Here is a 20,034-nt window from a genome sequence, read left to right as displayed (position 1 = left end):
GCAGCGGAGGTATGGATTGTGAATTTACCGAATAAAATTACGATAGCACGCATTATGCTCATTCCTCTCTTTTTGATTGTGATGCTCGTTCCTTTTCGATGGGGGAACATTGAAGCAGGAGCCTATTCGCTGCCTGTAACCCATTTGGTCGGTGCGGTCATTTTCATTATCGCATCAGCTACGGACTGGATTGATGGCTACTATGCCCGTAAATATCAGCTTGTAACGAATTTGGGAAAATTTTTAGACCCTCTTGCGGATAAGCTGCTCGTTTCCGCAGCTTTGATTGTGTTAGTGGATTTGAATTATGCGCCATCTTGGATGGTGATCGTCATTATTAGTCGAGAGTTCGCGGTTACAGGACTTCGTCTTGTGTTGGCAGGAGAAGGAGAAGTGGTGGCGGCCAACATGCTTGGGAAAATTAAAACATGGACACAAATTGTCGCGATCGCCGCACTTCTCCTCCATAATTGGCCATTTGCGTTTATTTCTTTTCCGTTTGCCGATTTAGCTCTTTGGGTAGCGGTCATCTTTACGATTTGGTCTGGCTGGGACTATTTTTTGAAAAACAAGCATGCTTTTTTACATTCCAAATAACCAAAAGGAAAGGGGAAGCGGCCATTGAACGCTGAAATTATTGCGGTCGGCTCAGAGCTGCTATTGGGGCAAATTGCGAATACAAACGCTCAGTTTTTATCGCAGCAGCTTGCTGAATTAGGGATTAATGTTTATTTTCATACCGTTGTCGGCGACAATGCAACGAGGCTCGAAGCGGCGGTCAAAACAGCCCAAAAAAGGGCCAATCTGATTATTTTTACAGGTGGGCTTGGACCGACAAAAGATGATCTGACGAAGGAAACGATCGCTCATCTCTTGCAGCGGGAGCTTGTGATGGATCAGGAAGCGCTTCGATCAATTGAGGAGTATTTCAAACGAACCAAGCGAACGATGACGGAAAATAATAAAAAGCAGGCGCTTGTATTACAAGGAGCAGAAGTGTTGAAAAATGACTACGGAATGGCTCCAGGCATGGCTCTGACGATTGCGTCGATTACCTACATGCTTTTGCCTGGCCCTCCAAAAGAAATGAGGCCTATGTTTATTCAATATGGCCGCCCCTTTCTTATGAGCAAGCTGGAGCGTCATGAGCGCATTGAATCAAGAGTATTGCGTTTTTTTGGCATTGGCGAATCTCAGTTGGAAACAGAAATTGCCGATTTAATTGACCAGCAATCCAATCCGACGATTGCGCCACTTGCAGGTGATGGAGAGGTCACATTACGTTTGACAGCCAAACATGAATCATCTTTGGAAGCAAAAAAACTGCTTGATGAGACGGAAGCCGCCATTGCCCGCCGCGTCGGTCAATATGTGTATGGATATGACAACGATACGTTGTTTTCAAAGCTAGTCGAGCGGCTAAAGGAGCAAAATAAAACAGTGGCGGCTGCTGAGAGCTTAACAGGCGGTCGGTTTACTGCCGAGCTGACGGCTATTTCTGGAGCTTCTCAAATAGTAAAAGGAGGGGTTGTTTGCTATACAAACGAAATAAAGGAGCAAGTTCTTTCTGTCCCTGCTTCTGTGCTGGCAACAGACGGAGCGGTGAGTGAACCATGCGCGAAGTTGCTAGCGGAGCATGTCCGTTCCTTTTGCAAAGCGGATATTGGCATTAGTTTTACAGGAGTGGCAGGGCCTGATCCTCTAGAAGGAAAGCCGGTCGGAACGGTGTACGTAGGAATATCGATCAGCGGACAAGAAACGGAAGTGCATGCATTATTGTTAAGCGGAGACCGTGAAACGATTCGCACGCGTACCATCAAATATGGTTGTTTCGCTATTTTAAAAAAACTGACAGCTTTCTTATGACACAGCTGTCAGTTTTTATGGCTTCCGTTTTCCTTTAAATTTTTTGATAATGTCCCCACTTATTTCTTACAGCGGAAATTCATTTATTCTTCTCCTCTACTTTCCCTGTTTACCAGCAAAAATAAAAAGAAAACGAATGAACGTTCGATTTTTTTCTTGGCAAAGCAGCAAAAAAACGTTATATTATTAGATAGGTAATGCATAAGGAGGAATGACGAGTGAACCAAGATCGTCAAGCAGCCTTAGAACAGGCGCTAAAGCAAATTGAAAAGCAGTTTGGTAAAGGATCGATTATGAAGCTAGGAGAACAGACGGATCGGCAAATTTCCACCGTCTCAAGCGGGTCTTTAGCATTGGACATCGCGTTAGGTGTCGGAGGGTATCCGCGCGGCCGGATCATTGAAATTTATGGGCCGGAATCTTCAGGTAAAACAACAGTAGCCCTTCATGCCATCGCGGAAGTGCAAAAACTGGGCGGTCAGGCAGCCTTCATCGACGCGGAGCACGCTCTTGATCCTGTTTATGCACAGAAGCTAGGAGTCAACATTGATGAACTGTTACTTTCTCAGCCAGATACAGGGGAGCAAGCGCTTGAAATTGCGGAAGCTCTTGTCAGAAGTGGTGCAGTAGATATTGTTGTCATTGACTCGGTTGCGGCGCTTGTGCCAAAAGCAGAGATTGAAGGAGATATGGGAGACGCCCATGTCGGATTGCAGGCGCGCCTTATGTCTCAAGCGCTTCGTAAGCTATCGGGAGCGATCAATAAATCTAAAACGATCGCCATTTTTATTAACCAAATCCGTGAAAAAGTAGGGGTTATGTTCGGAAATCAACAAACGATCGCTGCTTAATCTTTGCCTTTTTATGCATCATCTAGAGATTAAGCTGCTGCTATTCTGGGTTTCCCTTGCTAGCGATAGCAAGAAAAAAACCTTGTGAACCCGATTGCCTAGGGGTGTGCGAGAAAGTTTCTCGTGCTAACGGTGGAGCCCTCCAATTTTTAATGGGGTAATACCGTGCCAAGCCTTACCATTCGTAAGGAAGGTGTAGAGACTACCGAAAAGAACAACGGTTCGAAGTAGGGTACAGCAGAGGATAGGCTACTGCTGGAAGCGCAAGGCTCTCCTATGCGGAGATGAAGAGATAGTCCAAGCTATAGAAATGGTAAATCTATAGGTATTGCCAGAAACAACCCCTGGTGGTCGCGCGTTGAAATTCTATGCGTCTGTGCGTCTAGAAGTGCGCCGTGCTGAGCAGATTAAACAAGGAAATGATATGGTCGGTAATAAGACAAAAATTAAAGTGGTAAAAAACAAAGTGGCTCCTCCATTCAAGACAGCAGATGTGGATATTATGTATGGAGAAGGGATTTCGCGTGAGGGAGAAATTATCGACATGGCCTCAGAACTTGATATTATCCAAAAAAGCGGTTCTTGGTATTCTTACAAGGACGAGCGTCTTGGCCAAGGTCGAGAAAATGCGAAACAATTTTTGAAAGAAAATCCGCACATCATGGAGGAGATCGCTCAAGAAATTCGCCAGCATTACGGTGTGGATGAGCTTGGCGGCAACGGTAGCGCTTCGGTGGATCAGCAAGAAGAACTAGGCTTTTTGGACGAATAGCCAAAAAGGGCCGTGGTTTGATAGCCACGGCTTTTTCATTTTTTAGGACAATGATGCCAAGTACATAACGTACGATACGAGAGCCAAAATGTCTTATTCAAGCAGTCTCTATTAAGCATTATTCTCTGATAACAGTCGAATCTTTATAAAGATGGAACCGATGAGGGTTTATAAACACCTGCGATTGGAAGAGTTCTGTAACTTGCCTGTTGATGGCGCCATTTGCATGACGAAGAGCCGAACCGTGCCGCCTTTATAGTCCGTCCATGATTCTGTGAAGCCGTGTTGCTCAATCACTTCACTCAATTGTTGAACAACCGTTCAAACTTGATATCGATACAAATGTTGACATGTCAACATAGCATGATGATTATTACACATTTTCCCACAGTCCATGCGCAAAATGTTTGAAGTAAGAGCAAGTTACCCTATTGCGCGAATGTCACACATTATATTCAAACGAAAAATGATCTTGTGCGGATCGAATATCCAGATGGCAGGAAATTTACTTCCATTTTATCGTATTCCAATTAGTTTTTGAAACATTCTGTCATATTGCGATGCTTATTATCTTGACAACAAATGTTACCACCTTTAAAATTAACATGTATATTTTACAAGAAAAATGTAGAAGTCCGCACTTTCTCTCCAAGAGGGGGACATGCTGAATAGGGCGGACAAAGCATGAGTGGATCATGAAAATTTATAGCTGAAGGCCTTTTGTCGGAAATGCATTTGATCAGACAAGCTGAAAAAGCCTTTGCGCTGTATGTTGAATTTGTAACAATGTACACGCCGACATTCATGAAACAGCAAACCAGTTTATAGCAAGAGGAGGTGAAAAGGATGGGGGTCAGTACAATCATCTCCGCTTTGCTTGGTCTAATCGTTGGTGCAGTTGTTGGCTTTTTTGTTCGTAAATCGATTGCTGAGGCGAAAATTGGCGGCGCACAAGTAGCTGCGAACCAAATTCTTGAAGAAGCAAAACGTGAAGCGGATGCGTTGAAAAAAGAAGCGCTTCTTGAGGCGAAGGATGAGATTCATAAACTTCGAACAGAGGCTGAGCGCGAGATTCGTGATCGTCGCAGTGAATTACAAAGACAGGAAAACCGCTTGCTGCAAAAGGAAGAGAATCTCGACCGCAAGGATGAAATGCTGAACAAACGCGAGACGCTTTTAGAGAAAAAAGAAGACACTCTTAACCAAAGACAACAGCATATTGAAGAGATGGAAAGCAAAGTGGAAGAACTCGTGAACAAGGAACAGGCCGAATTGGAGCGTATTTCTAGCCTAACGCGTGAAGAAGCACGCCAGATTATTTTAGAGCGTGTTGAGAAAGAGCTATCCCATGAAATTGCTGTCATGATTAAAGAGGCCGAGATGCGCGCGAAAGAAGAAGCAGATAAGAAGGCTAAAGAAATTTTATCGCTTGCAATTCAGCGCTGTGCAGCTGACCATGTGGCAGAAACGACTGTATCTGTTGTAAACCTGCCAAACGACGAGATGAAAGGTCGGATTATTGGCCGTGAAGGGCGCAATATTCGCACGCTCGAAACATTGACAGGGATTGATTTAATTATTGATGATACGCCAGAAGCGGTCATCTTATCAGGGTTTGATCCGATTCGCCGAGAAACGGCCAGACTTGCTTTGGATAAGCTTGTTCAAGATGGCCGCATTCATCCGGCGCGAATTGAAGAAATGGTGGAAAAGGCGAGACGTGAAGTGGATGAACACATTCGCGAAGTCGGGGAACAAACGACATTTGAAGTGGGTGTTCATGGGCTGCATCCAGACTTAATCAAAATTTTAGGTCGTCTTAAGTTCCGGACAAGCTACGGCCAAAACGTGTTGAAACACTCGATGGAGGTGGCTTTTCTAGCCGGGCTGATGGCTGCTGAACTGGGCGAGGATGAGATGCTTGCAAGGAGAGCCGGTTTGCTCCATGATATTGGAAAAGCTATCGATCATGAAGTGGAAGGAAGCCATGTTGAAATTGGGGTTGAACTGGCAACGAAATATAAAGAACATCCGGTGGTAATTAATAGTATCGCTTCCCACCATGGCGATACGGAACCAACTTCCATTATCGCCGTTTTAGTGGCGGCGGCAGATGCATTGTCTGCAGCAAGGCCTGGAGCGAGAAGTGAGACGTTGGAAAATTATATACGCCGTCTCGAAAAGCTTGAGGAAATTGCTGAATCGTATGAAGGAGTTGAAAAATCCTATGCGATTCAGGCAGGACGCGAAGTGCGGATTATGGTGAAACCAGATGCCATTGATGATCTTGAGGCGCATCGTTTAGCTCGCGACATTCGCAAACAGATTGAAGAAGAGCTTGATTATCCAGGACATATAAAAATTACCGTTATTCGTGAGACAAGAGCGGTGGAATATGCAAAATAAAGTGGCGGTATTGCCACTTTATTTTTTTTTGGTTTTATGACAAACTTGAACTAGTGAGACTTCTAATATTAGAAAGGGTTATAAGATGAAACTGTTGTTTATTGGAGACGTCGTGGGATCACCAGGAAGAAAAATGGTCGAACAATATCTTCCGAAATTAAAAGCAAAGCATAAGCCGAGTGCCATTATTGTCAACGGAGAAAATGCAGCAGGAGGAAAAGGAATTACCGGAAAAATATATCGCAGCTTTCTTGATCAGGGGGCTCATGTGATTACACTTGGAAATCATGCATGGGATAACCGCGATATTTTTGAGTTTATAGATGAGGCGAAATCGCTTGTTCGTCCTGCTAATTTTCCGGAAGGGACCCCAGGGAAGGGACTTGTATACGTACAGACAGAGCATGGAGAGGTGGCTATCATTAACTTGCAAGGACGAACGTTTTTACCGGCCATTGATTGTCCTTTTAAAAAGGCGGATGAATTAATTGCAGAAGCGTTGCAGCGAACGCCAATGATTTTCGTAGACTTTCATGCTGAGGCTACAAGCGAAAAACAAGCGATGGGCTGGTATTTAGATGGCCGTGTTTCAGCAGTAGTAGGTACGCACACACATGTTCAAACAGCTGATGCTCGTATTCTTCCGCGAGGAACAGCATATATGACAGATGTTGGCATGACGGGCTTATACGACGGTATTTTAGGAGTAGATCGTGAAGCTGTGTTGCGGAAGTTTTTGACCTCTCTTCCTGTCCGATTTGAAGTGCCTGAAGGAAGAAGTCAGCTGAATGCTGTATTGATTCATATCGAACCGAAAACGGGAAAAGCCAAAGCGATTGAACGGGTTATGATCAACGACGATCACCCTTATTTTGAATAATAGTTGTTTTGAGAATTTTAAAAAAATATTTTTGATTCTAGCAGGAATACTTGAGAAAACAGTGAATATAGTAAAAATGGAACGAAATTTATAACGAATGAACTTATGTGGAAATTAAGGAGGAACCAGGAATGGAAATATTAAAAGTTTCAGCAAAATCGAACCCTAACTCTGTAGCTGGTGCACTTGCTGGAGTATTGCGTGAACGCGGAGCTGCCGAAATCCAAGCGATTGGCGCAGGTGCATTAAACCAAGCCGTTAAGGCCGTAGCGATCGCACGAGGATTTGTGGCACCGAGTGGAGTAGACCTTATTTGTATTCCTGCATTCACAGACATAATCATTGATGGCGAAGAGCGCACAGCGATTAAATTGATCGTCGAACCTCGCTGATGGGTCCAATCATATCATAACCTGTTTGCTCTCAAACAGGTTATTTTTATTTTGCTTCTGGGAGGGTTACAGATGATTTTTGATGCACATTGTGATGTTCTGATGAAGCTGTGGCTCAACCGGACTTTATCATTTTATGATAGCAAAGAACTCCATGTAACACTGCAATCATTAATGAATATAAACAGCAAGGTGCAATGCTTTGCGATCTATGTTCCTGAGCGTGTGCCAGAAGAAATTCGTTTTACTGCTGCGCTGGAAATGGTGGACTTGTTTTTTGAAAAGATTGTTGCCCGTTTTCCAAATGTGAAATTTGTTCAGTCCAAGGCGGACATCTCGGCGTTGGCAGATGATGAGATCGGAGCGATGCTTACGCTTGAAGGCTGCGAGGCGATTGGAGCAAATCTTGTCAAACTAAAAACCCTTTTGCGACTTGGTGTGATGTCAGTTGGATTAACATGGAACTGGGCTAATGCTGTTGCCGATGGGGCATGGGAAAAACGGGGAGCTGGTTTAACTCAGTTTGGAAAAGAAGTCATTCAACAATTAAATGAAATGAAACGATGGACAGATGTTTCTCATTTATCGGAAAAAGCGTTTTGGGATGTGATGGAGATCGCTCAATTTCCAATTGCTTCTCATTCGAATGCTTACCTTTTGTGTCCACATCCGCGAAATTTGCGTGATGAACAAATTCAAGCGCTCATTCGCAAAAATGGTATGATCGGTCTCAGCTTTGTTCCATATTTTTTATCTGAAAACGCAGAGCAGGCTGCTGTTTTGGATGTTCTCCGCCATCTTGAGCACGTTTGCTCGCTTGGCGGTTCGCGCCATGTCGGCTTTGGTTCTGATTTCGACGGCATCGAAACAACAGCGGCGGGATTGGAGAATGCGAGAGGTTATGAAAATTTAATTAACGAGCTGCAAAAGCGCTATTCTGAAACAGATGTGGAACACTTTCTTTTCCGCAATTTTTATGAGCATTTGCCGCAATAGCTGTCATAATAAATGAAAAAACGGTTGTTTCACATTTAGAGGGCGCGGGGGATCAAACGTTTCGCCTCGGCGCCTTGCCCTTCGTTCGTGAATGATTGGATGGCATCGCTCTATGACCGAGAACCCTATAAAATACAACGTGAAATGCTAACACACTAAATTGGATTGATATCCTTACACTAGGTTACACCGTTAAAAGAAAGATGCAACGATGTTCCATATTGTCGCAAATGTTAACATATCAAGTTACCTCTATATCGGATGATGTTTATGAAGAGGAGCGGTCGATTCATTCCTATCTGTTGGATCGCTTAAAACACTTAGATTCTACATAAGAGGCTTGTTCTCGTTGATAAGCCGAATAGACTGCTTCATCAAGCTTTTTTGTGAATCGATTGCATCATGAGAAGAAGGGGACAAATTTTCAGAGAAAGGGTTGCATTTTTTTTTCGATGGGTCTAGAATGTAATCGTTTAGTATAAGATGTATGCTAAATTTTTTGAAAAAATCACAAGCTGAAATGGTAGTGATTTCATTTGAAAAGTGCTACACTTATGGATAGCAATGTACATGCTATAATCGATGGAAGCTAAAGGGGTGTAAGAAATGGTTAGTCAGCTTTCGTGGAAAGTTGGAGGACAACAAGGGGAAGGGATCGAGAGTACAGGCGAAATATTTTCTATTGCATTGAACCGTTTAGGTTATTACTTATACGGTTATCGCCATTTTTCTTCGCGGATTAAAGGGGGACATACTAATAATAAGATTAGAGTAAGCACGACCCAAGTTCGTTCCGTTGCTGACGATCTTGATATATTGGTAGCTTTTGATCAGGAGAGTATTGATTTTAATTTTCACGAACTTCGCGATGGCGGCGTTGTGATTGCAGATGCGAAGTTTAATCCAGTCATTCCAGAAGGATCTCATGTCACGCTGTATGCTGTGCCATTTACAGACATAGCGACTAACCTAGGGACCTCTCTCATGAAAAACATGGTGGCCGTCGGCGCTTCCAGCGCGGTTCTCGGTCTTGATATAAATGTATTCCAAGAAGTAGTAGAGGGAATTTTTGGTCGCAAAGGACAGCAAGTAGTTGAAAAAAATATGGAGGCAATCCGGGCAGGAGCTCAATTTATGAAAGAACAGCTTGGGGAAAACCTCCAATTGATGAAGCTGGACCAAGCAGACGGCAAAAAGCGGATGTATATGATTGGCAATGATGCTATTGCGCTCGGTGCGCTTGCTGGTGGTGCTCGCTTTATGGCCGCTTACCCAATTACTCCGGCATCGGAAATTATGGAATACTTAATTAAGAAGCTTCCAGCATTAGGCGGCACAGTCATTCAAACAGAGGACGAAATCGCAGCATGTACGATGGCCATTGGTGCGAACTATGCTGGTGTGAGAACATTAACAGCTTCAGCTGGTCCTGGTCTTTCATTAATGATGGAAGCCATTGGGCTTTCCGGCATTACCGAAACACCATTAGTCATTGTCGATACGCAGCGCGGAGGTCCAAGTACGGGGTTGCCGACAAAACAAGAGCAGTCAGATTTAATGGCGATGATTTATGGAACGCACGGAGAAATTCCGAAAATCGTTATGGCGCCAAGCACTGTTCAAGAAGCTTTTTATGATATGGTGGAGGCCTTTAATTTAGCGGAAGAGTATCAATGCCCTGTCATTGTCTTATCTGATTTGCAGCTTTCTTTAGGAAAGCAGACGGTGGAACCGCTAGAGTATGAAAAAATCCAAATTCGCCGCGGTAAACTTGTAGCGGACGAGCTCCCGCCTTTGGCAAATAAAGAGAATTTTAAACGCTATGAAATCACAGACGATGGCATTTCCCCACGCGTACTTCCTGGAATGATAAACGGCATTCATCACGTAACTGGGGTGGAGCACGCCGAAACAGGAAAACCGTCTGAAGTGGCTTCTAACCGTAACGCACAAATGGACAAGCGCTTACGGAAATTAAAGCAGCTCAAATTTCAAACACCAGTTCATAAAAATGCGAAACATGAGGAAGCAGATGTCTTGCTGGTTGGCTTTAACTCGACGCGCGGAGCGATTGAAGAAGCGATGGAGCGGCTTGAGCGGGATGGTTTGAAGGTTAACCATGCCCATGTTCGTCTCATTCATCCGTTTCCGACAGATGAAATGCTTCCGCTTGTACAAAAAGCGAAAAAAGTGATTGTCGTTGAGCATAATGCAACAGGCCAGCTTGCCAATCTGTTAAAAATGAATGTCGGACATGCTGAAAAAATCTCAAGCATCTTAAAATATGATGGCAATCCGTTTTTGCCAAATGAAGTTTACACAAAAAGCAAGGAGTTGTTATAATCATGGCGACATTTAAGGACTTTCGTAATGATGTGAAACCGAACTGGTGTCCAGGATGTGGCGATTTCTCTGTGCAAGCGGCGATTCAGCGTGCTGCAGCCAACGTTGGCCTAGAGCCGCACCAATTGGCTGTTATTTCCGGAATTGGCTGTTCGGGACGGATTTCTGGCTATATTCATTCCTATGGCTTCCATGGCATTCATGGACGGGCGCTGCCAATCGCTCAAGGCGTTAAAATGGCCAATCGCGATTTAACCGTAATTGCAGCTGGAGGAGATGGTGACGGCTTTGCGATCGGTATGGGACATACGATTCATGCCATCCGGCGCAATATCGATATTACGTACATTGTGATGGATAACCAAATTTATGGGTTAACGAAAGGTCAAACATCGCCGCGGAGCGATGTCGGCTTTAAAACAAAAAGCACGCCGCAAGGTTCAGTTGAGCCTGCTTTATCCATCATGGAAATGGCGCTAAGTGCAGGAGCTACATTTGTTGCCCAGAGCTTTTCCAGCGATTTGAAGGAATTGACTCACTTAATCGAGGAAGCGATTAAACATAAAGGCTTCTCCTTAATTAACGTATTCAGCCCGTGCGTGACCTACAATAAAGTCAACACATATGACTGGTTTAAAGAGCATTTAACGAATTTAAGCACAATTGACGGATATGACCCGTCTGACCGTACAATGGCTATGCAAACATTAATGAAACATAAAGGCTTGGTAACAGGTCTTATTTATCAAAATAAAGAACAAAAATCGTATCAAGATTTAATTCATGGTTATAGCGAAACACCGCTTGTCCATGCAAACCTTCAATTGAGCAGAGAAAAATTCGATGAATTAGTGGCTGAGTTTATGTAACGAATCATAAGCTCCTAGACGGGCGGTTGCCTGTTTAGGAGTTTTTTGTTATGATAAATAGTCTGGCATGTGGCCAGACAAGAAAACAGGAAAGGTTTCATCACGCTATTGTTTAACTTTGCGACAAATTATATACTATGATAGTGTGTAATATGGCACAGATAGAGTAGAAAGGAGATCGTTATGAACGAAAAACAACGTCTTGAGCAAACCAATCATATTCAAACGGCAGATCATCCAACGGACAAAAAATCCGCTTTGGATGAATTGAAGAAAAAAACAAGCAAGGATTATGAAAAATATTTTTCTACTGTTTTTATTCCGCCAAGCTTAAAAGAGGCCAAAAGACGCGGAAAAGAAGAAGTGAAGTATCATGAAGATTTTGCGATTCCGGAAGAGTTTCGCGGCATGGGGAATGGTCGTAAGTTTTACATTCGCACATACGGCTGTCAAATGAATGAGCATGATACAGAAGTGATGGCCGGTATTTTTATGGCGCTTGGATACGAAGCGACAGACCGTCCAGAAGATGCTAATGTCATTTTATTAAATACATGTGCGATTCGCGAAAATGCTGAAAATAAGGTGTTTGGAGAAATCGGCCATTTAAAGCCGTTAAAGCAAAACAATCCTGATTTGCTTCTCGGTGTATGTGGCTGTATGTCACAGGAAGAGTCGGTCGTTAATAAAATTTTAAAGCAATACCAATATGTTGATATGATTTTCGGCACACATAATATTCATCGTTTGCCTCATATTTTGCATGAAGCGTATATGTCAAAAGAAATGGTTGTAGAAGTATGGTCCAAAGAAGGGGACGTAATTGAAAACCTGCCGAAAGTACGCAAAGGAAATATTAAGGCATGGGTCAATATTATGTATGGCTGTGATAAGTTTTGTACGTACTGCATCGTCCCATATACGCGCGGAAAAGAGCGCAGCCGCCGTCCAGCCGATATTATTCAGGAAGTGCGCCATCTGGCAGCGCAAGGGTATAAAGAGATCACACTGCTTGGCCAAAACGTCAATGCTTACGGGAAAGACTTTACGGACATGAAGTACGGCCTTGGCGATTTAATGGATGAGCTTCGCAAAATCGATATCGCTCGTATTCGCTTTACGACGAGCCATCCGCGCGATTTTGATGACCATCTAATCGAGGTGCTTGCGAAAGGCGGCAATTTAGTGGAACATATTCATTTGCCTGTGCAATCTGGAAGTTCGGCTGTGCTAAAAATGATGGCCCGCAAATATACAAGAGAGCAATATTTAGAGCTTGTGCGCAAAATTAAAGCAGCCATTCCGGATGTAGCGTTGACAACAGATATTATCGTTGGCTTCCCGAATGAAACCGATGAACAGTTTGAGGAAACGCTATCTCTATATCGTGAAGTTGAATTTGACTCCGCCTATACGTTTATTTATTCACCTCGCGAAGGTACACCGGCCGCTAAAATGCAGGACAATGTGCCGATGGAAGTGAAAAAAGAGCGCTTGCAGCGTTTGAATGCTCTCGTCAATGAAATTTCTGCGAAGAAATTGAAGGAATATGAAGGGCAGGTTGTCGAAGTATTAGTAGAAGGTGAAAGCAAAAATAACCCTGATGTCCTTGCAGGTTATACCCGCAAAAATAAGCTTGTCAACTTTAAAGGTCCAAAATCAGCAATTGGCCAGCTTGTCAAAGTGCGGATTACCAAGGCCAAAACGTGGACATTAGATGGTGAAATGGTAGAAGAAGCGATTGAGGTGAAATAGGATGGCAAAATATACAAGAGACGACATTTTAGCTCAGGCGAAAGAGTTAGCGAAAATGATCGCCGAGACAGAAGAAGTTGATTTTTTCAAGCGCGCGGAAGAAAAAATTAACCAAAACGAAAAAGTGCGCACGATGATTCAGCAAATGAAATCGCTGCAAAAGCAGGCTGTCAACCTTCGTCATTATGGCAAACATGAAGCGTTAAAAAAAGTAGAGGCAGAGATTGATGGCATTTACGAACAGCTTTCTCAAATTCCGATTGTTGATGAGTTTCAGCAATCCCAACTGGAAGTGAATGATCTTCTTCAGCTAGTCGCTTCTACCATTTCTAAAACAGTGGCTGATGAAATTATTACTTCCACTGGTGGCGATTTGCTCAGCGGAGAGACAGGAGCGCAAATGAGAAATCGTAGCTACGGCTGCCATTAAGCAAAAAGGAGGCTCTAAAATGAACCGCACTCCAATCGTTTTGTCTAACTTTGGGGGGCTCAGTTCAAAAAGAGTCTCTTTTTTCTATATAGTGAGAGAAAGACACCATGCTTATCGTACTCTATGTGTCGAAATCGGCTCCTCGCTCTGCTCATTTGGAGAGAAACATTGGCATATCTGTAATTAAATAGGTAAGTTATTGTGATTTGAAAAAATAGGCACATATTCGAGCAACCCCGCATACAATGAACTATACGGATTTATTGATAACTTTATGTGCACATTAGGCGCAAAGATGCATAGGATGAATTGAAGATTTATTTGAGGAGGGTTTGCTCGTATGTCTGAATACAGAGAAATTATTACAAAATCAGTCGTCGGAAAAGGGCGCAAATTTTCACAGTCGACACATACGCTTGCTGCGCCAAATCATCCGTCAAGTATTTTAGGATGCTGGATTATTAACCATCGCTATGAAGCAAAGAAAAACGGCCGAACCATTGAAATTCATGGACGCTATGACATTAATGTGTGGTATTCGTATCATAACAACACAAAAACAGAGGTAGTGAATGAAACAGTTTCTTATACAGATATTGTAAAATTAAAATATCGCAATGACGATGAAGTGATCAGTGATGATAGCGACATCATTGTTCGTGTGGTCCAGCAGCCAAATTGCTTAGAATGCACGATTTCTGCCAATGGCAACAAGATTGTAGTGCAGGCGGAAAGAGAATTTGTGGCAGAGGTGATCGGAGAAACAAAAGTATGGGTGGCGATTCATCCAGATGGCTATGGCAGTGAAGAAGATTTTGATTATGATGTAGATGATGAATTAGAAGACTTAACCCCAGATGTTCTAATTGGGGATGACGAGTAAGCTAGGAAAGCGATTTTCCTAGTTTTTTCTTTTATCCCTTGTTATAATAAAAAGCGTGAAATCGTAACGGTTGGAGGAGAGCAATGGCTACATACACACCGATGATACAGCAATACTTACAGATCAAGGCACAATATCCAGATGCCTTTTTATTTTTTCGTTTAGGGGATTTTTATGAAATGTTTTTTGAGGATGCGGTGAAGGCGGCTCAAGAATTAGAGATCACGCTGACAAGCCGCGACGGTGGAGCAGAAGAACGGATTCCAATGTGCGGTGTCCCCTATCATTCGGCGCAAGGATATATCGAGCAACTCATTGAAAAAGGTTATAAAGTTGCCATTTGCGAACAAGTGGAAGATCCGAAGACAGCTAAAGGAGTCGTTCGCCGCGAGGTCGTTCAGTTAATTACGCCGGGAACGGTGATGGAAGGAAAGCGGCTGCTTGAGAAAGAGAACAATTATTTGGCAACTGTATCGGCTTTTCAAGATGGAACATACGGATTGGCTTATATGGATTTATCGACAGGAGAAAACAGAGTGACACTGCTTCACTCGTGGGAAGAGGTGATGAATGAGCTCTATGCGATTGGTGCGAAGGAAATCGTTATTTCACCAGATTTTCCAGAAACGTTGCGCCAGTTATTGAAAGAGCGTTACGATATGACCGTGTCTGAGGAAGAAAACACGGTACTCCCAGAAGCATTTTTTACCGTTGCGGCAGCTTTGGAGCAGGACAAGCTGAAAATGACGTTTGCCCGGCTCGTCCATTATATTGTGCGGACACAAAAACGGAGTTTGGATCATTTGCAGCCGGCTCAAGTCTATCAGGTCGATCAATACATGAAAATGGATGTGTATTCGAAGCGCAATCTAGAGCTGACGGAAACGATTCGGTCAAAAGGGCGCAAAGGCTCACTGCTCTGGCTTTTGGACGAAACAGTGACAGCCATGGGCGGCCGTTTATTAAAGCAGTGGCTTGATCGTCCTTTGTTGGATCGCGAAGTGATTGAATGGCGATTTAGCATTGTGGAAACATTGCTTCAGCAATATTTTGAACGCCAAGAACTGCGCACGCTGCTGCGCGAGGTTTATGACTTAGAGCGGCTTGCTGGACGTGTCGCCTATGGCAATGTCAACGCTCGTGACTTTGTTCAGCTCAAAAAATCATTGCAGCAAATTCCTGCTTTAAAGGAAGTGGTTCAACGTTTAAACCATCAAGAGGCGGAGCAGCTGGCTGAACGTCTTGACCCTTGCTTTGAGCTTGTGGAGCTGTTGGAGCGAGCGATTCAGGAGCAGCCGCCGCTATCGGTTAAGGAAGGGAATATCATTAAAGACGGTTATAATGAAACATTGGATCGCTTTCGAGATGCCAGCCGCAATGGCAAGACATGGATTGCCCAGCTGGAAAGCAAAGAGCGCGAGATCACGGGCATTAAGTCGCTGAAAATCGGCTATAATCGCGTGTTCGGATACTATATCGAAGTGACGAAGGCCAACCTTCATTTATTGCCGGAAGGACGTTATGAACGAAAGCAAACGCTAGCCAATGCAGAGCGATTTGTCACTCAGGAATTAAAGGAGAAAGAAGCGCTCATTTTAGAAGCGGAAGAAAAAAGCATGGAGTTAGAATATGAGCTGTTTGTACAAATTCGGGAACAGGTTAAACAGTTTATTCCTCGCTTGCAAATGCTGGCCAAAATGATCAGCCAGCTTGATGTGCTGCAGTCGTTTGCTACAGTAAGTGAAGAGCGTCATTATGTAAGGCCGCGCTTTTCTCATGAGCGTGAGCTATGGATTCAGGCTGGACGCCATCCTGTCGTCGAAAAGGTGCTAGGATCACAAACGTACGTTCCAAACGATTGTATGATGAATCGTGAGCGTGAGCTTTTGCTTATTACAGGCCCTAATATGTCGGGGAAAAGCACCTACATGCGTCAAGTGGCGCTCACAGCGATTATGGCGCAAATCGGTTGTTTTGTACCCGCGGATCAAGCGGTGTTGCCGATTTTTGATCAAGTATTTACCCGAATCGGAGCGGCTGATGACCTTGTATCTGGGCAAAGTACGTTTATGGTTGAAATGTTAGAAGCACGCAACGCGATTGTCCATGCAACGCAAAACAGCTTAATTTTATTTGACGAAATCGGGCGGGGCACTTCCACTTATGATGGCATGGCATTGGCACAGGCGATTATCGAGTATGTTCATCATAAAATTGGGGCGAAAACGCTGTTTAGTACACATTATCACGAATTGACGGTATTAGAACAAGCGCTTCCACGATTAAAAAATGTCCATGTTAGAGCCATTGAAGAGGATGGAAAAGTCGTATTTCTTCACAAAATCGAAGACGGCCCAGCTGATCAAAGCTATGGCATTCACGTCGCGGAATTAGCAGAACTTCCAGCTGAATTAATTCAGCGTGCAAAAGAAATTTTAGCGGAGCTAGAGCAGCCGGGACAAGAAAAAACAAAGCCATTTGAGCAATTAAGTTTATTTGCTGAAGAAGCGCCAGCGAAATCAAAGGATGCATCGTTGTCTAAAAAAGAAAAAGAAGTGATTCGTTTGCTTGAATCGTTGAATTTACTGGATATGACGCCGCTTCAAGCGCTTAATCAATTATATGAGATACAAAAAATGCTTAGATAGCGAGGGATAAGGTCATGGGAAAAATTCGCAAGCTCGATGATCATCTTTCCAATAAAATTGCAGCCGGCGAAGTGGTAGAACGTCCTGCTTCTGTCGTCAAGGAGCTTGTTGAAAATGCGTTGGATGCCAACAGTACAGTGATTGAAATTGATTTGGAGGAAGCTGGGCTTGCGAAAATCCGTCTCATTGACAACGGAGATGGCATGGAAGAGGAGGATTGTTTGCTTGCTTTTGAACGCCATGCGACAAGCAAAATTAAAGATGAACATGATTTATTTCGCATTCGCACACTCGGTTTTCGCGGCGAGGCGCTTCCAAGTATCGCTTCCGTATCGGAGGTGGAGATGAAAACAAGCACAGGTAATGGACCAGGGACGCTCATTATGCTTAAAGGGGGCCAGCTTGTCAAACATGAGCGCACAAATAGCCGAAAAGGAACGGAAATTACCGTATCGCATTTGTTTTTCAATACACCGGCACGATTAAAATATATGAAAACCATTCATACAGAGCTTGGACATATCACGGATATTGTGAATCGTCTGGCGCTGGCTCATCCTGATGTTTCGTTTCGCTTGCGCCATCATGACAAGCAATTGCTTTATACGAGCGGAAACGGCGATGTCCGTCACGTGCTCGCCGCCATTTATGGAATGGATATAGCGAAAAAAATGATTTCCATTCAGGCGGAATCATTAGATTTTACTGTGAAAGGCTACATTTCGTTACCGGAAGTGACGCGCGCTTCGCGGAACTATATCTCTTTGATTGTGAATGGACGATATGTGCGCAATATTCCATTAATGAAAGCCATTGAGTCAGGATACCATACATTGCTGCCGATCGGCCGCTATCCCATTGTTTTGCTTGCGATTGAGATGGACCCAATGTTAGTGGATGTGAATGTTCATCCTGCCAAACTGGAGGTGCGCTTTAGTAAAGAGGCTGAATTAAATCAATTGGTAGAATCCGCGATTCGCCAAGCCTTCCAATCGCGAACGCTGATTCCAGAAGTGATCGTGAAGCGGCCGGAAAAACCAAGAAATGAGCAAGCTTCTTTTGTATTTCAGCATACGGTTGACAAAACGGCGGAAGCACCTGCCGAAACGATTGGTCAAGAAGAGACGCGCCGTGAATGGTCAACCGTTCGCGAGGAAGCGCCGTCCATCGAACGTTCAAAGGCTGCATGGATAGAAGAGAACCAAAGGGATATAGAGAAGCCTATGGAATCAGCAGCGGACATGCCGGTGGAAGGTAGTGTAAAAGAGCAGTCTGTCGAAAGAATTCCGCCTCTTTATCCGATCGGCCAGCTGCATGGAACTTATATTTTAGCGCAAAACGAGAATGGTTTATATTTAATTGATCAGCACGCTGCTCAAGAACGAATTAAGTACGAATATTTTCGTGAAAAGGTGGCGCATGTAACGAATGAGGTGCAAACATTGCTTGTGCCGCTCACACTGCAATATGCCGCCAATGAATATGTATTAATCGAGGCACACCGAGAAGAATTAGCAAGCTGCGGGATCTTTCTTGAGCCGTTTGGCCACCATACCTTTATAGTGCGTGAGCATCCCGCTTGGTTTCCGGAAGGAAAAGAAACAGAAATTATTGAAGAGATGATTCAGCAAGTGCTCGCCATGAAAAAAGTGGATCTTAAACAATTGCGCGAGGAAGCGGCCATCCTGATGAGCTGCAAACAGTCGATTAAAGCGAACCAGCATTTGCGCGATGAAGAAATGTTCGCGCTGCTGGAATCGTTGCGCAAAACAACGGATCCATTCACTTGTCCGCATGGAAGGCCCATCATGATTCATTTTTCTACCTATGAACTTGAAAAAATGTTTAAGCGCGTCATGTAACCCCATCCGCGCAGCCTCCTTATCATAGGAGCTGCGCTTTTTGTTTGGCGTTTGATCACATGGAACATGCGACCTTGTGGAAGATAGGTGGCATGAAAAAATATGAAATAACAATTCAGAAAAACCATGGAATTTTGCAATAAAGTTTCAGATGCGGAGTATACATAAGTGTGAAGGGAGGAAAACAAATTAAAAGGAGGCTTCATTAGCATTCAGGAGGCGCTTGATTCGTTAAAGCCAGCAGAACGAAAGGCAGCCGAGTATATTTTAACGCATGCTGAGGAGGTGGTCCATCTTTCGATCCAAAAGCTGTCAGAGCAAGCGAATGTGAGTGAAGCAACGATTATTCGTTTGGCACGAACGTTGAATTGTAAGGGCTTTCGTGAACTAAAGCTAAAAATTGCTGTCGATTTGGCAAAACAAAATGAGCAAAGCGGATCTTATCAAGAAATCCCGATTGATGGTTCAATGGCCTCTATCATCGCTTCTGTGTGGAACAACAATATTCAATCCATTCAAGATACATTGTCGGTTTTATCGATAGATGCTGTAGAAAAAGCCGTTCATGCTTTAAGCCAAGCACGTAAAATTGCTGTATATGGCATAGGGGCTTCAGCGGTGATCGCTCAAGATTTAAAGCAAAAGCTAACAAGGATCAATCGCTGGTGTGAAGCTGCATTTGACTATGATACACAAGGAATGATGAGCGCTAATTTGACCGAAGCTGATGTTGCCTTTGGTATTTCTTATTCTGGACAAACGGAAGGAATTATTCAAGCATTAGCATTGGCGAAAACAAACGGAGCAACCGTTATTTCTTTAACAAAATTTGGAGTGAATCCAGTGTCTAAACTAGCTGATATTTCGCTATATACAAGCTCATTGGAAAAAAGCATCCGCAGCGGAGCTATGAGCTCAAGAATTTCTCAGCTTAATGTGGTTGATATTCTCTATGTCGGCATTGTCAGCCGAGCTTATGAAGAAAGTATTGCCGCGCTAGACCGGACGCGGGAAGCGGTCAAACGATTGAAGCGAAGCGATCAATAACTGCACATTCACAAACGCCAATTTCTCTTTTTGA

At 43.7% G+C, this 20,034-nt stretch carries 15 protein-coding genes and 1 pseudogene; all 16 read left to right on the top strand.

What is annotated here, in order from left to right:
* The first annotated feature begins 18 nt into the window (after positions 1-18).
* Positions 19-597, top strand: a complete 579-nt coding sequence (pgsA, locus tag GFC28_RS05620; protein ID WP_044746072.1) for a CDP-diacylglycerol--glycerol-3-phosphate 3-phosphatidyltransferase — start codon at positions 19-21, stop codon at positions 595-597.
* A 24-nt stretch (positions 598-621) separates the two neighbouring features.
* A complete protein-coding gene (locus tag GFC28_RS05615; RefSeq protein ID WP_044746071.1) occupies positions 622-1,866 on the top strand; it encodes a competence/damage-inducible protein A in 1,245 nt (414 codons plus the stop codon).
* Between the two features lie 218 nt (positions 1,867-2,084).
* Positions 2,085-2,705 (top strand): annotated as a pseudogene (gene recA, locus GFC28_RS05610) (recombinase RecA); the annotation flags it as partial.
* A gap of 340 nt (positions 2,706-3,045) precedes the next feature.
* Entirely contained in the window at positions 3,046-3,489 is a 444-nt protein-coding gene (locus tag GFC28_RS05605) for a recombinase RecA family protein (protein ID WP_369815494.1), read from the top strand.
* A gap of 846 nt (positions 3,490-4,335) precedes the next feature.
* Positions 4,336-5,895: a ribonuclease Y gene (gene rny, locus GFC28_RS05600; RefSeq protein ID WP_044746070.1), complete on the top strand. Its 1,560-nt coding sequence runs from the start codon at positions 4,336-4,338 to the stop codon at positions 5,893-5,895.
* An 85-nt stretch (positions 5,896-5,980) separates the two neighbouring features.
* On the top strand, positions 5,981-6,775 hold the full coding sequence (locus GFC28_RS05595; RefSeq protein ID WP_044746069.1) for a TIGR00282 family metallophosphoesterase: 795 nt from the start codon (positions 5,981-5,983) through the stop codon (positions 6,773-6,775).
* A gap of 131 nt (positions 6,776-6,906) precedes the next feature.
* The gene (spoVS, locus tag GFC28_RS05590) at positions 6,907-7,167 is read left to right on the top strand and encodes a stage V sporulation protein SpoVS (RefSeq protein WP_027408762.1); all 261 of its coding nucleotides are present in this window, start codon (positions 6,907-6,909) and stop codon (positions 7,165-7,167) included.
* A 72-nt stretch (positions 7,168-7,239) separates the two neighbouring features.
* On the top strand, positions 7,240-8,163 hold the full coding sequence (locus tag GFC28_RS05585; RefSeq protein ID WP_044746068.1) for a dipeptidase: 924 nt from the start codon (positions 7,240-7,242) through the stop codon (positions 8,161-8,163).
* 606 nt (positions 8,164-8,769) lie between these two features.
* Complete coding sequence (locus GFC28_RS05580; RefSeq protein ID WP_044746067.1) at positions 8,770-10,506, top strand: 2-oxoacid:acceptor oxidoreductase subunit alpha; 1,737 nt, start codon at positions 8,770-8,772, stop codon at positions 10,504-10,506.
* A gap of 2 nt (positions 10,507-10,508) precedes the next feature.
* Positions 10,509-11,375 (top strand): 2-oxoacid:ferredoxin oxidoreductase subunit beta, encoded by an 867-nt coding sequence (locus GFC28_RS05575; protein WP_044746066.1) that lies wholly within the window; start codon positions 10,509-10,511, stop codon positions 11,373-11,375.
* A 183-nt stretch (positions 11,376-11,558) separates the two neighbouring features.
* The gene (gene miaB, locus GFC28_RS05570) at positions 11,559-13,130 is read left to right on the top strand and encodes a tRNA (N6-isopentenyl adenosine(37)-C2)-methylthiotransferase MiaB (protein WP_044746065.1); all 1,572 of its coding nucleotides are present in this window, start codon (positions 11,559-11,561) and stop codon (positions 13,128-13,130) included.
* A 1-nt stretch (position 13,131) separates the two neighbouring features.
* Positions 13,132-13,560, top strand: a complete 429-nt coding sequence (locus GFC28_RS05565; RefSeq protein WP_044746064.1) for a YlbF/YmcA family competence regulator — start codon at positions 13,132-13,134, stop codon at positions 13,558-13,560.
* Between the two features lie 340 nt (positions 13,561-13,900).
* The gene (locus GFC28_RS05560) at positions 13,901-14,443 is read left to right on the top strand and encodes an outer spore coat protein CotE (protein WP_044746063.1); all 543 of its coding nucleotides are present in this window, start codon (positions 13,901-13,903) and stop codon (positions 14,441-14,443) included.
* An 83-nt stretch (positions 14,444-14,526) separates the two neighbouring features.
* Entirely contained in the window at positions 14,527-17,091 is a 2,565-nt protein-coding gene (gene mutS, locus GFC28_RS05555) for a DNA mismatch repair protein MutS (protein WP_044746062.1), read from the top strand.
* Positions 17,092-17,105: 14 nt separating this feature from the next.
* On the top strand, positions 17,106-18,953 hold the full coding sequence (gene mutL / locus GFC28_RS05550) for a DNA mismatch repair endonuclease MutL (protein WP_044746061.1): 1,848 nt from the start codon (positions 17,106-17,108) through the stop codon (positions 18,951-18,953).
* A gap of 210 nt (positions 18,954-19,163) precedes the next feature.
* Positions 19,164-20,000: a MurR/RpiR family transcriptional regulator gene (locus GFC28_RS05545; protein ID WP_082063814.1), complete on the top strand. Its 837-nt coding sequence runs from the start codon at positions 19,164-19,166 to the stop codon at positions 19,998-20,000.
* The last annotated feature ends 34 nt before the right edge of the window (positions 20,001-20,034 follow it).

Source organism: Anoxybacillus sp. B2M1 (genome assembly GCF_001634265.1).
In the GTDB taxonomy this organism is placed as follows: Bacteria; Bacillota; Bacilli; order Bacillales; family Anoxybacillaceae; genus Anoxybacteroides; species Anoxybacteroides rupiense.
This window is presented reverse-complemented; position numbering and strand designations above follow the sequence as displayed.